General features: G+C 35.5%; 11 protein-coding genes. 4 read left to right on the top strand and 7 right to left on the bottom strand.

The features are described from left to right. The first annotated feature begins 9 nt into the window (after positions 1 to 9). From CELAL_RS12300 to CELAL_RS12285, 4 genes are all read left to right on the top strand, one after another. The gene (locus CELAL_RS12300) at positions 10 to 1512 is read left to right on the top strand and encodes an alpha-L-fucosidase (RefSeq protein ID WP_013551233.1); all 1503 of its coding nucleotides are present in this window, start codon (positions 10 to 12) and stop codon (positions 1510 to 1512) included. A 16-nt stretch (positions 1513 to 1528) separates the two neighbouring features. After that, positions 1529 to 3085 carry a sulfatase-like hydrolase/transferase gene (locus tag CELAL_RS12295; protein ID WP_013551232.1) on the top strand — a complete coding sequence of 519 codons (1557 nt, stop codon included), beginning with the start codon at positions 1529 to 1531 and terminating at the stop codon, positions 3083 to 3085. 28 nt (positions 3086 to 3113) lie between these two features. Next, complete coding sequence (locus CELAL_RS12290) at positions 3114 to 3836, top strand: SGNH/GDSL hydrolase family protein (RefSeq protein ID WP_041557722.1); 723 nt, start codon at positions 3114 to 3116, stop codon at positions 3834 to 3836. A 217-nt stretch (positions 3837 to 4053) separates the two neighbouring features. Further along, positions 4054 to 4509: a hypothetical protein gene (locus CELAL_RS12285; protein ID WP_148229675.1), complete on the top strand. Its 456-nt coding sequence runs from the start codon at positions 4054 to 4056 to the stop codon at positions 4507 to 4509. Positions 4510 to 4607: 98 nt separating this feature from the next. Here CELAL_RS12285 and CELAL_RS12280 read toward each other — a convergent pair whose 3' ends face one another. The 7 genes from CELAL_RS12280 to CELAL_RS12250 form a co-directional block, all read right to left on the bottom strand. Next, the gene (locus tag CELAL_RS12280) at positions 4608 to 6122 is read right to left on the bottom strand and encodes an alpha-L-fucosidase (RefSeq protein ID WP_013551231.1); all 1515 of its coding nucleotides are present in this window, start codon (positions 6120 to 6122) and stop codon (positions 4608 to 4610) included. A 19-nt stretch (positions 6123 to 6141) separates the two neighbouring features. Further along, entirely contained in the window at positions 6142 to 7710 is a 1569-nt protein-coding gene (locus tag CELAL_RS12275) for an alpha-L-fucosidase (protein WP_013551230.1), read from the bottom strand. 79 nt (positions 7711 to 7789) lie between these two features. After that, positions 7790 to 9298 carry a sulfatase family protein gene (locus tag CELAL_RS12270; protein WP_013551229.1) on the bottom strand — a complete coding sequence of 503 codons (1509 nt, stop codon included), beginning with the start codon at positions 9296 to 9298 and terminating at the stop codon, positions 7790 to 7792. Between the two features lie 122 nt (positions 9299 to 9420). Beyond that, positions 9421 to 10347: a 3-keto-disaccharide hydrolase gene (locus CELAL_RS12265; RefSeq protein WP_013551228.1), complete on the bottom strand. Its 927-nt coding sequence runs from the start codon at positions 10345 to 10347 to the stop codon at positions 9421 to 9423. An 84-nt stretch (positions 10348 to 10431) separates the two neighbouring features. Next, complete coding sequence (locus CELAL_RS12260; RefSeq protein ID WP_013551227.1) at positions 10432 to 11976, bottom strand: alpha-L-fucosidase; 1545 nt, start codon at positions 11974 to 11976, stop codon at positions 10432 to 10434. A 122-nt stretch (positions 11977 to 12098) separates the two neighbouring features. Next, positions 12099 to 13715, bottom strand: coding sequence for a DUF5060 domain-containing protein (locus tag CELAL_RS12255; RefSeq protein WP_041557720.1), 1617 nt, complete (start codon positions 13713 to 13715; stop codon positions 12099 to 12101). 26 nt (positions 13716 to 13741) lie between these two features. After that, complete coding sequence (locus CELAL_RS12250) at positions 13742 to 15430, bottom strand: sulfatase family protein (protein ID WP_041558128.1); 1689 nt, start codon at positions 15428 to 15430, stop codon at positions 13742 to 13744. Positions 15431 to 15560 lie beyond the last annotated feature (130 nt).

Below are 15560 nucleotides of genomic sequence, written 5' to 3'. Positions count from 1 at the left end.
AAGACCAGAATGAACGCAACTAAGCTTTTATTGATTTCTATTTCCATCCTCCTTCTAGGTTGTAAAACTAACAGGGAGACTACTTATGAACCTGTATTTGAATCTTTAAAAAAACATGATGCCGCACCAGAATGGTTTCAGGATTCTAAATTAGGTATCTATTTTCATTGGGGACCTTACAGTGTACCAGCTTATGGTAGTGCATGGTACCCGCATAACATGTATAAAGACCAAGGCGATATTCGTAAACATCATGAAAAGACTTATGGTAGTATTCATGACTTTGGATACGAAGATTTCATACCCATGTTTAAAGCAGAAGAATTTGATCCCGAAAATTGGGCAGACTTGTTTGAAATGGCAGGTGCTAAATTCGCTGGCCCTGTAGCGCAACATCATGATGGCTTTGCCATGTGGGATAGTGATGTAAACCCATGGAATGCAGCAGATATGGGTCCGAAAAGAGATATTCTCGGTGAACTCTTTACCTCTTTAGAGAAAAGAAACATAAAAACCATTGCCACATTTCATCATGCAAGAAATGGGCAACGAAATGCTCATAAGCCTGAGGCTTGGAAAACAGCGTATGATAGTCATTATGTGTATCACCCTGATCTACCGACCGCCACTACAGACCCGAAATTGCGCAAACTGTTCGGTAATTTTGAAACCATAGAAGAATTTAATCAATATTGGTTAGATCAAGTAAATGAAGTGGTTGACAAATACCATCCAGATATTCTATGGTATGACTCTTGGCTGAATTTAATTCCTGAAGATAAAAGAATGGAAATGGCTGCACATCATTTTAATAATGGGCTGAAACAAAACAAAGAAGTGGTTACAGCACATAAACAAGATGATCTACCCTTAGACTATAGCGTTTTAGATTTTGAACAAGGTGGAAGAAGAGATATACACCCTTTGCCATGGTTAACAGATATTACTTTAGGAGAAAGTAAATGGATGTATGTTGAAGGGCATCCGTACAAAACAGCAGATCTAGTCGTTAGAAATATGATTGATGTTTGGAGTAAAAATGGAATTGTACTACTAAATGTTTCTCCAAGAGCAGATGGGGTTATCAATCAAGAACAAAGAAACATTCTCAAAGAAATTGGCGATTGGTTAAAAGTACATGGTGAAGCTGTTTATGGTACCAGAACACATACTATTTTTGGTTATGGACCTGCTAAAGCGGTAGATGGCTCTCACGGCGGACAATCTTCTAAAATAAAATACACCGCAGATGATGTTCGCTTTACCATTGCAAAAGATAAAAAGGCGATGCACGTATTTTTTCTGGGTAAACCAGAGGTAGGAAAGAAAATAGAAATGCGCGCTATTGGCGGGTATCATAGAAACATACCACCTTCTCAAATAAAGAACGTACGCTTATTAGGTTCAGACATTACTGTAGATTGGGAGCTTACTTCAGAGAGTTTTTATTTAACCATGCCCAATGTTGAAATGAACGACTTAGCCACAGTTTTTAAATTTGAATTAGAATAACAAAAACATCAAAAAAATGATAAAGTCCTATCACGCTATAAAAAATATCACTATACTATTTATAGCATTAGCAAGTACACTTACATACAGTCAAAAAAAAAGTGTAAAGCCAAATGTTCTATTGATTTATACGGATGACCATAGATATTCAGGAATTCATGCACTAGGAGGCATGGAAGTTAAAACTCCAAATATGGATGCATTAATTGAAGATGGGGTAGCTTTTGAAAACGCCTACTTGATGGGTGCTTTTACGGGTGCTACCTGTGTGGCTAGTAGAGCTATGCTGCTCACAGGAACTAACGTATTTGAATTAGAAGGAACTGGACATACGCTACCTAAAGAGAATGCCACTTTTGGCGAAGTATTTGGAGCTGCAGGATATAACACCCATATTATTGGAAAATGGCATCAAGATGGAGCTTCTTTAAAACGTAGTTTTACCTCTGGCGATAAAATAATGGGCAGAGGAGTTTACCTCGTAGATCATTTTAGAATGCCCTTCTATGATTACGAAACTGCAGGAGAATTTAAAAAAGAAAATGCCTATTTACTGGTGTATGATGAACAAGGAAAAATAGTCAAAGCACCAATTCCTAAAGATGCCAAAAGAGGCCCTACAGGAACAGAAAAAAATGGTCCACATACTTCTGAAGTATTTGCTAAAGAAGCAGCTTCATATTTTAAATCTTATACGAGTAGAAAACCATTCTTAATGTATCTGGCGTTTCATGCTCCACATGATCCGCGTCAAGCACCACAAGAATATAAAGAACTCTATACCACAGAAAACATACAATTACCACCTTCTTATATGGCGCAACATCCGTTTGATAACGGACATATGTTTCTAAGAGATGAAGAATTGGCTCCGTGGCCTAGAACTCCACTAGTAGCTAAACAACAATTAGCAGATTACTATGCGATTATCTCCCATTTAGATGCACAAATAGGAAAGGTTATTAAGGCTTTAAAAGAAAGCGGCCAATATGAAAATACATTGATTGTTTTGTCTGGAGACAGTGGCTTAGCAGTAGGAAACCATGGCTTAATGGGAAAACAAAATAGCTATGATGAAGATGGTATTCATGTACCTCTAATTTTTTCTGGTAATCTTATTAAGAATAAGGGCGCACGTTATGATAGCTTTGCCTATATCCATGATATTTTTCCTACCATTTGTGATTTTACCAACGTAGACGCACCAAATACAGTTTCGGGTAAAAGTCTATTGCCCATCATGACGAATAAAGTAAAAGGGGTTCGTGATTATACGTATCATGCCTACCGACAGTTTCAAAGAGCCTATCGTAAAGGGGACTATAAATTAATAGAGTATGTACGTGCTAAAGATTTTTCTAAAAAAGATGGAGAAACTGAAGCAGGTTCAAAGGTTACACAGTTATTCCATATTAAAACAGATCCTTGGGAAACACAAAACTTATCTTTCTTTCCCGAACACAGAGCTCTGCTTACTCAAATGCGTAACGAAATGAAAGTAAAGGCATTGGAATTAGGTGATAAAAAAGAAAATATTGAAGGTGAAAAATATGACTTTTGGGATTTTTATTAAATACAAACCAATCATTATAAATTAAAAAATGGAGTTACCTAAAGCAGTAACAAAAGGTGATGGGAGGTTATTTTTAGTCCTTTTTATTGCTTTGGTATTTACGTTACAAGGCCAAAATAAAATTAAACTCAAAAACAATGATATAATAAGTTTTATAGGCAATAGTATAACTCAAGACGGCAGATATCATATGATCCTGCAATCTTATTTAACTACCCGATATCCAGATTTAGCCTTAGAAGTTTATAATAATGGTATTTCGGGTGATGTTGCTGATGGTGTTCTGTACAGGTTTGAAAAAGATATCCTTTCATTACAACCAGATTACGCCTTCTTGAAGTTAGGTATGAATGATATACAAAGACAGCTGTATGCAGAAGGTATTGAAGTTACCCAAGAGATACTAAAAAAAAGAGAAGAAGCATTAGCACATTACTATTCACAGACTACGCATATTGTAGCCTTATTAAAAGAGCATGCTATAAAACCTATTTTTCTGACGCCCACCATTTATGATCAAACGGCAAAAATAGATCAAGTTAATGATGTTGGTTGTAATGAAGCTTTGGCTAAATGTGCTGCTCATATTAAAATGTTAGCTAAGGAAAACGAAGCTCCATTAGTAGATTTCTATGATTATTTAAATGAAATAAATCATACGGGTCAACAAAAAGATAGCACGTTTACTATTATTGGCCCTGATAGAATTCACCCTGGAGATTTAGGTCATTTCGCGATGGCTACAAAATAATTACTTCGGTATTCAATCCCAAAAAATTGTCTTCTATACAAATCAACGCTCCGTCTAATAAAATAGCATTAGCAAGTAATTGCAGCATAAGCGGACTCGTAAGTAATAGAAAGAAAATTAAATTTGATGTTACACAAGAAGCACTCCCCTTCCCCATTCTCGAAAGGTTTAAAGAGCAAAAAAATATAGTAGCGCCTTAGCTATTAATGAAGAAATTTTGAAGATTACGGACTTGAAAAAAGGGAACTATCAATTGCACTTTGACTCTTATTTGATTGGCAAATTTTCTGCCGCATCTTTAGCTTCAGGAATAGATTTATCTGCCTATAAAAATACGCCACAATACCTACAAGCACTAGAGGTCTTTGAACTCTGTGAGGCCTATCATAACATCAATTCTAAATTAAGAACCATTGCACTTATTGAATACAAGAACTTAAAAGAATATACTGGTCCTGATACCGCTGAGGGCAAGAGAATATACTTAGATCAAGAACTAGAGAAACAACAAGAAAAAAGCTGGTATTCCTATTTAGTAAAAATGTGTAACAGCTATTTTAAAGAAAAGCCTAACGAGGAAGAACTTTGGAAGCTATTGACGACCACAAGAAGTAGTATTCAGGATAAAAGACAGCCAAAAACACATACCTATGTAGTACGCAAGACCAAATAATCGACCAATTTTAGGGTGTATTCTAACGTTTAGATAGTATTTTTAACTAGCAACGGCTTTCAAATTGAAAGCCGTTGCTAATCCTTTATATATAATAACTACGATTCAAATTCAATTCTCAGCCCGATTACATTAAAATCAGGTAATTGTTTTGGTTTCTTGATGATCAATGCATCTTTCTTTACCTTCCATTCTAACACTTCATCGCTTCCTAGAAGTTGAATGGAACGTATCTTTTTTGTATTCAGGTTTGCAGTTTTTCCTAGCGATTTTATAGTAATATCTTTCGTGGGCTGCTCTAAGCAAAATGCGTACATTAAATGATCTCCCTTTTTGGTAAAACGGATATCATCTTCACCATAGGTAATGTTCTTTTCATTAAACTTCGCTGTTTTTACGGTTATTGCTTTTGCTGGTCGTTCTCCAAAAACTTTCCAAGGCCGTGTGCCATAAATACCTTCTCCATTAATGGCAATCCAATCTCCAATTTCTTCTAAGGTATTTAATAAATCTGGTTCTACATCACCTTCTGGAGTTTGAACAATATTGATTAATAAATTTCCATTTTTACTTACAATATCACAAAGCATCTGAATGGTATAGGTTGCTGTTTTATATTCTTGCCCTGTTCGGTAATACCAATCGCCAATAGAGGTATCTGTTTGCCACGGGTGTGGGTTAATTTCATCCATTACACCACGCTCCATATCTTGCACCCACTTACCGCCAGATGGTTCTTTGCAGTTGTAAATTGCTTCTAATATACCATTATTAGCAGCTAAGTTTGTATTGTAAAAATTAGCGATCATTGCGCGTCCAGTATCACCAAAGGGCATCTCACTATCTGAATATAATAAATCTGGCTTGTAGGTATTAACTACTTCATTAATACTCGCTAACCACTCTTTCTGCATCTCTTTATTCGTAGTCATCCATTCCGTGTCACCTTCAGCTGTTTTTTGGTGGTATAACTCCTGATAATCAGGATTAGCACCATCATAAGAAACTCCTTTAAACTTCCCTTCCTTATCTGCGCCGTGACTTGGTTGAAACCAAGTATAACTGGCTCCTAAATGTTCTGAAATTCCAAATTTTAAACCTTCTTTTTTTGCAGCTTCTTGCCAAAGGCCTACAATATCTTTCTTAGGTCCCATTTTTACAGCATTCCAATCGTGAATTTTAGAATCCCACAAGAAGAAATTATCATGATGCGTCCCCATACTTACAAAGTATTTGGCACCTGCTTTTTTGTATAATGCCATTAATGCCTCTGGATCAAATTTCTCTGCTTTCCATAGCGGAATAATATCTTTATAACCAAATTCTGAAGGATGACCGTAGTGTTCTAAGTGATACTTATACACAGTGCTACCTTCTTGATACATTTTTTTTGCATACCAATCTCCTTGTCTTGGCACCGCTTGTGGACCCCAATGAGACCATATTCCAAATTTTGCATCCCGGAACCAATCTGGAAATTCATAAGTTTCTAAAGAAGCATCGGTTGCGGTAAAGGGTCCCGGTGCTATAGTAGAATTCTCTTGAGCTCGACTACTAGTTATAGTCCCTAGTAGTACGACAAGAACTAGACCTAAAATGGAGTTTTTTTTCATAATTCGGTTTTAGTTTAATTTAATCAACATGAGAATCTACATTACCTCCAATGTTGTTCTCTACATACCCTTCCAATTGAATTTTATAAGCATGTGCATATTTCGTAGGTACTTTTTTAGGTGCTTGTAGTACCAAACCACGTTCATCTCTTGTCCACTTAATTTCTTCATCACTTCCTAAAAGAGAGATATGTTCTATTTTAGAATTTAAAACTCCAATTTGAGTAGATAATGATTTTACAATAAGTTCCTCTTTTGGTGTATCCAATACAATCACGTAAAATTCTTTGTCAGATTTTCTAGTAAATCTGATATCGGTATTCTTATACTCAATTTTAAATTTCTCTACTTTATGTCCGCCTTCCGGTAATCTTGTTGGTCCTTCTCCAAAAATTGTCCAAGGTCTTGTCCCATATATAGCCTCACCATTAATAGCTAACCATCCGCCCATTTCAATTAATAAATCTTTCATTTCTTGCGGAATAGAACCATCTGGATTTGGTGGCACATTTAAAAGCATCAATCCGTTTTTTGAGACGATGTCTACCAAAATATCTACCAGTTCATTTGGAGTTTTAAATTTTGCATTGGGTCTATAAAACCAAGCCCCTGGAGAGGTATCTGTTAACCACGAAGGAGACTTAGGCTGATTTGGTCTGCCACGTTCATAATCTTTGATTGCTACACTTTCTGGAAAAGTAGACTCTTTATAAGAAACCACAACGTCTTTATTCCATTCTATTCCTTTGTTATAATAATACGCCAAGAATTCTAGTCGAGACGCTTCGGTCATATTTTCTAGCCACCAATCAAACCAAATTAAATCTGGCTGATAAACATCTATATACTCCTTCATTTTTGCCCACCAATCTTTATAAAATTGTTCATCTGGCGTATCAGATTCTAAAGAATGTGGGTTGGTATACAAGTCATAATCTTCAGCCTTTACACCACCGTACTTATGTGCTGGTGCAAAATATTTCCAAGTAAATGCATGGTGAAAAGAAGCCATAAACTTTAAGCCCTTAGCTTCAATTTCTTTCTTTAATGCTGCCGAAGGATCTATTCCTCCATAATTCATAGAATTCCATCTTGTAGTTTTGCTATCCCACATGGCGAAGTTATCATGGTGCATAGCCACAGGCCCTGCAAATTTGGCACCTGATTTAGCGAATAAATCGGCCCATTCTTTGGCATCAAATGCTGATGGATCAAACTGCTCTATAATATGTTTATATCCATACTTTTTAGGGTTTCCGTATTTTTTAGAATGATGAATAAAATTAGAACTCGGCTTCCCATTTTTTGTTGGAACTTTTTTACCATCTTCATACATTTTCATGCCATGCCACCCTGCATAAAACTCATCAGGATTTGTTCCTTCAAAAGCAGAAGATACAGGACCCCAGTGCGCATAAATTCCAAACTTAGCATCTTGGAACCAATTAGGTGATGCATTTACCTTTTCTAAAGAATCCCAATTTTCTTCAAAATGCTTGACGTCTTTAGTAGCTGGAATGCTTTCTTTTTGACCATAACTAAGCGAAAGAGCCATTGATAGGCAAAGTGTAAATTTTAATTTTATCATTTTCAAAAAGTGGTTTGTTTGTATTATAGCTATTCATACTTTACTAAAAAAAATAGCAGTATATACCAGAATAGTAGTACTATATTTTTGTCTTTGTTCCGGCTGCTCTTGTTTCATTATATGAAGAAAATAAGTGCTCAACTTTTGATTTGTATTTAGGATTATGAATCAAATTTTGATTCTCGTTCTCCTCACTATTCTCTTTCAAATTGAATAGTGCTATTGGTTTTCTTGTATGATCTGTTTTATCCTTTTTATCAAAAGCTATAATTAATTTATAACCATCTTTTACAATCATAGCTTCTCTACCTGTTCCTGATTGATTGATTAAGTACGGGTGTACTTCTTTTGAATTTTCACCTAGTAAAATAGGTAATAAATTAGCGGAATCATACGCTTGGTTTTCTTCAATTTCTTGGTTTGTAATTGCGGCAAGGGTTCCTAAAACGTCTAATCCCAGTACAGGTATTTTAGATGTAGTTCCTGGTTTAATTTTCCCAGGCCATGATGCAATAAAGGGTACTCTTTGTCCGCCTTCATAAGCTTGATTTTTTCCTCCTCTATAAATATCATTAGATTGATGTCCTGAACTCATAGTTTCCTTCCGGAGTAGGCCGCCATTATCAGAAGTAAATAGGATCATGGTATTCTCATAAATTCCTTTCTTTTTAAGCGTTTCAATTATCATTGCCATTTGCACATCCAATTCTTTAACAAGATCAAGATGATGAGAAGGTGTAGTTTCTGCTATTTTAACGGCATTAAGTTCACGAGAAGGCGTATGAGGTAAATGCACTGCAAGAGAGCAATAATACATAAAGAAGGGTTGGTCTTCTGTGCTGTTCTCTATAAAATCTATAGCTTTGTTTACCAATAAAGGCCCCATATTGTGAGGATCCCAAGCGGTATCTCCTAAACCTTCATCCTTATCTAATTTAACCCCAAGCTTTGTCATATTCTCTTGAGAGATATACCCTATTTCGGAGTTTGGTGTTAACGGCATCCATTTTTCATTCTCATATACGGCATAGGGAACATTCTGAATTCCGGCCGGAAATGTTAGACTATAATCAAAACCGTTTTGAATAGGTCCTTTTCCTACTATTTGCCGAATGTCAACGTCAAGTTCTATATGTTTTCTAGGAGCTACATAAATTTGCGTGGGATCATCTTTTCTAAAAAAATCCATTCCAAATCCCCATTTTCCAAAAAACGCTGTGCTGTATCCGGCGTTCTTCATGAGCTTACCAAGGGTTAATTGATCTGGCCCAATTGGCGATGGTTGGTACGCACCCCAAACCCCCCATGGTGCGTAACTACGGTAGCAATTATTACCCGTCATGATTGCATATCTTGAGGGTGCGCAAAGTGCTGCAGGCGAATGTGCATCAGTAAAGACCATACCGTCTTTTGCCAGTTGGTCTAAAGCGGGTGTTTCTACGATTATAGCGTCAGAATGCATCTTTCGGTAATAAGAAACATCTCCTACTCCTATATCATCTGCTAATACCACAATAACGTTTGGCTTTTGTTGGGCAGATAAAAAAGATGCCACTGCAAAAAAACAGCCTGTAAAGAAATTTTTCATTCTATTATTTTAAATTGGAATAATTACTCATGTAACACACTCAAAATTAATTTAACAGACTAGGATTACAGACTACGTATGTTCTAGAATATAGAACGAATGATTAATTACAAAAGAAAGCCTTATAAACCTTTATATTTCTGAGGAAGCATTGTAATAGGAGTTAGTGTTAAATCTTTATAGTACACTTCTGCTGCCTCTGATTGCAATTGAATCTTGCCTTTAGTCACAGAAATTGTTTTGCCATCTATATCATACCGAATATTCTGTACCCTATTCACTACAATACCATTTACCACATGCAGACTTTCATTTCCCAAACAATAAATTTCTAACCTGTTCCATTCTCCATGTGGCTTTTCATGCAAGGTGGCTTTACTAGCTTGTCCCGATTCAAAATCTGCTCCCCATTTTAAAGGTATCAATGGTCCTTCTGGATTATAAACGAAATAAGGCTTCCCATCACTTTTCATTTTTTTATCCGAAGGAACATCCCCATAGACATCTCCTAAAGCTATAAAATCTCCACAATCTCCTTCTTGAACTTGAAACTCCGCACTAGCCATCCACACATTCCAAAAAGCGCCGTGAGGACCTTTAGCGTGATAGAGTATGCCACTATCTCTTTTTGTATTTAATCTTGGTTCCCATTTCTTATCTCCCCATTTAAATTGTACGGATAGGTGATAATTACCATATTCTTTTTTCGTAGTTAAACCTCCATAAATTTCTCCTGTAATTTTTAATATAGCTTCTCCGTTTTCCTCTTGCACCGAAAAGACCTTTTTTAAATCTTTATGCAACCCTAGAGGTTTACCTATTTGAACATTGTCAAACTTATCCACATCTAAATCTACTGAAGTATGAACTGCTCCTATCCAGACTTCCCAGTTAGTTAATTCTGCATCAAACATATTTGTTGTTAGGCTATTTTTGGCTGTTTCTACTTTTACATCTGCAGCACTTTTACATCCTATAAAAAAAAGTAATTGGGCGATTAAAGTATACACCAGTATGTTTGAATAGTGTGAATTTCTAAATTTCATCATGTATAAATTAGGGTTAAAAAAAAATGCCAAGACTCGTCAGAAAACAAAGCCTTGGCACCTACTAAAAATTAAACTACAGTACTACTAAAAATCGAATTGAATAACATAAGCAAAGTCTCCTGGTTTTTCTGTTGGCATCATTACTTTTAAACCATCAGCCTCTTGACTCCATTTTATTTTGTCCGGACTACCTAAAACTTTCGCATTGGTAATCTTTAAATCTTTTACATATTCTGAATTCTTTGCAAGCGACTCAATATTTACAATACCATCTTCTGGCCAATCAAGAACGATAGCAAATAGCTTATGATCTTTTGTTGTAAATCTGATATCTTTTGAAGACAAACCTTCATTATCGCCTTCAGAATGATGTCCTTTTTTTACTTCGGTAGGTCCTTCACCAAAAGTTTTCCAGTAGGTAGTATCATAAATTGCATCGCCATTAATTTTTAACCAATCGCCAATTTGAAATAATATAGCTTGCTGATCTTCTGGAATAGTACCATCAGCTTTTGGCCCTACATTTAATAAGAGATTTCCATTCTTACTAACAATATCAATTAAATCATCTACAATTTCATTGGCCGTCTTAGATTCCCAGTTGGTTACATGACTCCAAGAGTTTTTCCCTATTGAGGTATCCGTTTGCCATGGCAATTTTCTAATTCCCGGTAGTTTACCTCTTTCTAAATCATAGATAACCGTTCCTTCTGGAAATGCTTCATGAGAGAAGTTTTTATCCTGCAACACCACTTCTTTCCCCCATTCAATACCTTTGTTGTAATAGTAGGCGGCTAACTTTGGACGTTGATCTGCAAAATCAGGGATATCTAAATAAAAATCGAACCATAAGATATCTGGCTGATAGTTATCTATAATATCTTTAGTTCTTGCCCACCAAAGCTCCTTAAATTCTTCAGATACAGGCTGCGTTAAGTCTTTACCCTTGGTAGAATACAAATCTGAATATTCTGGGTCTGTCGTATCAAATTTGTCTTTTTTATTATAGAAAGACCAATTGAAAGCAAAGTGAGATGAAGCTCCCATAATCATGCCTTTTTCTCTACCTGCTTTAAATAATTCTCCTAAAATATCTTTCTTAGGCCCCATATCTACAGAATTCCAACGGGTCACATTTGATTTATACATTGCAAAACCATCATGGTGTTCTGCTACAGGAATTACATATTTTGCACCTGCTTTTTCAAAGATGTTGATCCATTCATTAGCGTCAAATTTTTCACCTTTAAACATTGGAATAAAATCTTTATATCCAAATGTTTTTGGATCTCCCCAATTTTCTTTGTGATGTAAAAAAACATCTGAAGGACCCTTTTCTCCTAATTTTAATTGTGCAGAAAATGTAGCTGTATCCATATACATTTTACGAGGATACCATTCTGAACTATAAGCAGGAACACTGTATGCTCCCCAGTGTATAAAAATTCCAAACTTTTTTTCATTAAACCATGTTGGGTCTTTATAATTCGCTTTTATAGATTCCCAGTTTGCTTCGTATACAGGCTTTTCTTGTTCTACGATTTCTTTTTTCTCCTTTTTTTCTGTACAGGAAGAAATTGCCAACGAACAAACCAGAATGGCAAACAACATATATCTTCTTAAATTCATGGTAAATAATTCTTAAATGGTTTCCTTTAGTTTCTATAGCGAAATTCGAATTATCCTGCGAAAAGTATTAAAACGTATGTCTTTAATAATAGAGCAAATGATTAAAACACTTGTTTTTGGGGCTATCTGAGCTTAGAAATCAAAATAGCGTCTGCTTTTCCTGACCAAGGAGAAATAAACTTACCTGAATCTTGCATAGCTGTTACACTACTAAATTCTCCTGTTAATGTATTGAACCATTGTACGGTTCTTTTGCTACTTTCTTTTTTTAGAAACGCAGCATCAATACCGTAATTTTCTTTATGTATATAAAGTAAAACAGTCTTTTCTTCATTGGTCAAATTATAAGCGCTCCCATTTTGCCAAGGTGTAGGTTTCATTTTGCTAAAATCAAATGCCGTAAATAATTTCGACATGTGATCAAAGTATTCAAATTTTGGTTTTATAAAATCTTCTGGCTGTTCAAAAGGATTATAAATAATAGCATTCCAAGAAGCTCCTTGCCAGTAATATGTAGTGTATACTCCTGCAAACAAACACATATAATTTCTTCTTAGACACGTTTCTGCATTTGTATAATCTCCTGTAAAAACGGTATACGGGGCCTCTTCATAACCGCCATGTTCTATATTAAAAACAGGCTTATCCTTAAATTTTGTCTGAGCAGCTATCATCTTGTCATACAGATTATGCGACCAGTTTTGGCTAGATATAAAATCTACCTTTTCAGGGAAATTAGAACAGTATTTAAAATCATGTACCGAGACCAATCTATTAAATTGATCTGCTTTACGTAGTCTTTCAATTCTTCCATGAATATACGCTTCATCTGCCCTACCATAAAACAAAGCTTCTTTAGAAATATCCCAAACCATGTTTGGAAAAGCTTGATAGCGTTTAATCACATAATCAAAATACATATTATCTGCCTCACTATTCATATCGGGCCAGGCGACTAATTTGTTCCATACATAAATCATCAAATGTGATGCTATGCGCTTATCATGCATTAAGCTGATGGTCCTGTCTAGCTTTTGAAAAAATTCAGGGTTCAAAGCGCTGTAATCCGGATTATCATTTGTCCCTAGAAAAGGAAAAATATCCTTTGGACCTCCAAATTCATGTTCTGGATGCTGTGCTAGTTTCGCATCTTTCTGCCAACTCACATCGTAAGAAAACACGTTCATCACAATTTGATTGAATCCGTTTTCCTTTATTAAATCCAGTAAATGATTTGTCTTAGGCAAGTCTTTTTCAGTGTGGTAATCTAAGGCATACAGCCAATCACATTCAAAAGCTAATAAAAAATAAGGTGTACCATCTTCATAATAAAAATGTTGTGGATTTTCTTTTTTAATTACGATACCCCCATGATTAGTGTTGCTCGAAGTCGTAACCTTAATCTTGCCTTTTTTCCGGTTAAGTCCTTTTAGTTCAGACACTGTTTCATAGATATACTGCCCCTCTTCATTACTAGAAAAACGTATGACCCACTCATTTTTGCCGTTATAAAAACCAGGTATTTCTTGTTGCTTACCGTGTTCATTAGTAAAAATTGCTGAAAAATCTGTAGTGTAGGGCGCAATTGCCTCTTCATTACTTTTAAAACTAATATCTACAACTTCCCATTTTGGAATGGAAATAGTTCTAGAAGTATACCGCTCTTTTTTCATTTGGCTGTTTCCTGCAACAGAAACTAGCAACACCATAACTACCAGTATTTTAATGCTTATTTTCATAAAAAGTTGGTTCTACGAGGTTATATTTAATCGTTCCAATGGGCGTCAATCACCTTCTGAATATGTGGATATTTAGCTCCATCTTCTTCATTTAAGCTTTTACGTTTTTCTATCAACTGATTTTTTAAATCGGCAATAATAGCTTTATATTCCGGATGATCATAGGCATTATTCATCTCCTTAGGGTCCTTACTTAAATCGTAAAACTCCCAAGCCACAGGGGTATCCATTTCAAATTGGTTGCCCCAACTCTTTTTATTCCAGGTAGCTTCTGGATCTTTAGTATCTACCCAGTATTTACCATAGAAAAAGATAAGCTTGTATTGTTTTGTCCGAATTCCGAAATGCGCTGGATTGGCATGTGCATGAGCCATATGCATCCAATACCTATAATAGGTAGACTGCTGCCAATCTTCTGGCTCTTCTCCTGTCTCTAAAATAGTTTTGAAGCTATGTCCTTGCATTTGCTTTGGAACTGTCCCACCCGCTATATCAATTAATGTAGGAGCAAAATCTGTATTATTAATAATTGCATTTGTTCTCGTATTGGGTTTAATTTTTTCTGGATAATGAACAATAAATGGCATACGCATAGACTCTTCATACATCCATCGTTTATCTATATAATCATGTTCTCCAAGCATAAATCCTTGATCTCCAGTATACACGATAATTGTATTACTATCATACAACCCTTCTTCTTTTAGATATTTGATTAAGCGTGCTACATTATCATCTACCCCTTTTACACAGCGCAGGTATCTTTTTAAATATTCTTGATAGGTGGCATGCGTATACTCCTTGTCACTTAAATCTAAATTGGTTCCCACTGATGCATCAAAATCTGGGTTGGATATTTTGGTAAAATCATCACTCCATAGCCGCATTCCCATACTTCTTATAGTATTTCTTTTAGAAACTGATGAACCAATGACACTTAGTAAGGAATCATTTTTTCCTCGGGTTGCGATAGAACCATTATTCCCATTTTCATATAAGCTAGCGGGCTCTGGAATATAGGTATCTGCTAAATAATCATTATAGCGAGGTGCATATTCAAAATCATCATGTGGTGCTTTAAACTGCACCATTAACATAAAAGGTTTGCTTTTATCTCTCTTATTTTTAAGCCAATCTATAGATATGTCTGCCACAATATCTGAACTGTGACCGGTATACTTTTTTCCTTCATACTCTGGTGTTCCGTATTCTGCGAAATTCATACCACTTTCCGTCAAATTAGGATCAAAATAAGATCCTTGCCCACCATGCTCTGTAAAAATGTTATAATAATCAAAATTGGGCTTTTCACCCAAATGCCATTTACCAATTAAAGAAGTTTGATAGCCTAATTTCTTAAGTTCTACCGGTAAATATTGATTCGATGTTTCTAAATGCCCCTCTAAATCTAACACTCCATTTGCTTGACTATATTGTCCTGTAAGTATGGTTGCTCTACTTGGTGTACAAATAGCGTTAGTCACGAAACAATTATCAAAGACCATTCCTTCATGCGCTAATTGGTCTAAGGTAGGAGTAGGATTTAAACTTGCCAACCTACTACCATAAATACCAAATGCCTGTGTGGTATGATCATCTGCCATGATATAAATAATATTTGGCTTTTTAGCGGGCACTACTTCTTCTTGAGGAGCTTCCTTGCAGGAAAAAAAGGAGATGGATAGAACGGAAAGAACAACGATTTTTTTAAGCATCTTTAGAAAATTTTTTATCTTTTTGTAAAAAGGAAAAAGCGCAGGAAGCGCTTTACAAAAGTTAGCTTTTTTTTTAGAAAATAAGATAACATATGATTTTATGAATAAAACGTATGAGTTAGAATCCAAC

This window comes from Cellulophaga algicola DSM 14237 (assembly GCF_000186265.1).
Classification (GTDB): domain Bacteria; phylum Bacteroidota; class Bacteroidia; order Flavobacteriales; family Flavobacteriaceae; genus Cellulophaga; species Cellulophaga algicola.
Note: the sequence above shows the minus strand (reverse complement) of the source record. Positions and strands in the feature narration are given on the sequence as shown.

Bases quoted from the DNA above. Each gene is read 5' to 3' on its own strand.
- CELAL_RS12295 (WP_013551232.1), top strand. From the start codon at position 1,529: ATGATAAAGTCCTATCACGCTATAAAAAATATCACTATACTATTTATA.
- CELAL_RS12270 (WP_013551229.1), bottom strand. From the start codon at position 9,298: ATGAAAAATTTCTTTACAGGCTGTTTTTTTGCAGTGGCATCTTTTTTA.
- CELAL_RS12300 (WP_013551233.1), top strand. From the start codon at position 10: ATGAACGCAACTAAGCTTTTATTGATTTCTATTTCCATCCTCCTTCTA.
- CELAL_RS12265 (WP_013551228.1), bottom strand. From the start codon at position 10,347: ATGATGAAATTTAGAAATTCACACTATTCAAACATACTGGTGTATACT.
- CELAL_RS12290 (WP_041557722.1), top strand. From the start codon at position 3,114: ATGGAGTTACCTAAAGCAGTAACAAAAGGTGATGGGAGGTTATTTTTA.
- CELAL_RS12275 (WP_013551230.1), bottom strand. From the start codon at position 7,710: ATGATAAAATTAAAATTTACACTTTGCCTATCAATGGCTCTTTCGCTT.
- CELAL_RS12255 (WP_041557720.1), bottom strand. From the start codon at position 13,715: ATGAAAATAAGCATTAAAATACTGGTAGTTATGGTGTTGCTAGTTTCT.
- CELAL_RS12260 (WP_013551227.1), bottom strand. From the start codon at position 11,976: ATGAATTTAAGAAGATATATGTTGTTTGCCATTCTGGTTTGTTCGTTG.
- CELAL_RS12280 (WP_013551231.1), bottom strand. From the start codon at position 6,122: ATGAAAAAAAACTCCATTTTAGGTCTAGTTCTTGTCGTACTACTAGGG.
- CELAL_RS12250 (WP_041558128.1), bottom strand. From the start codon at position 15,430: ATGCTTAAAAAAATCGTTGTTCTTTCCGTTCTATCCATCTCCTTTTTT.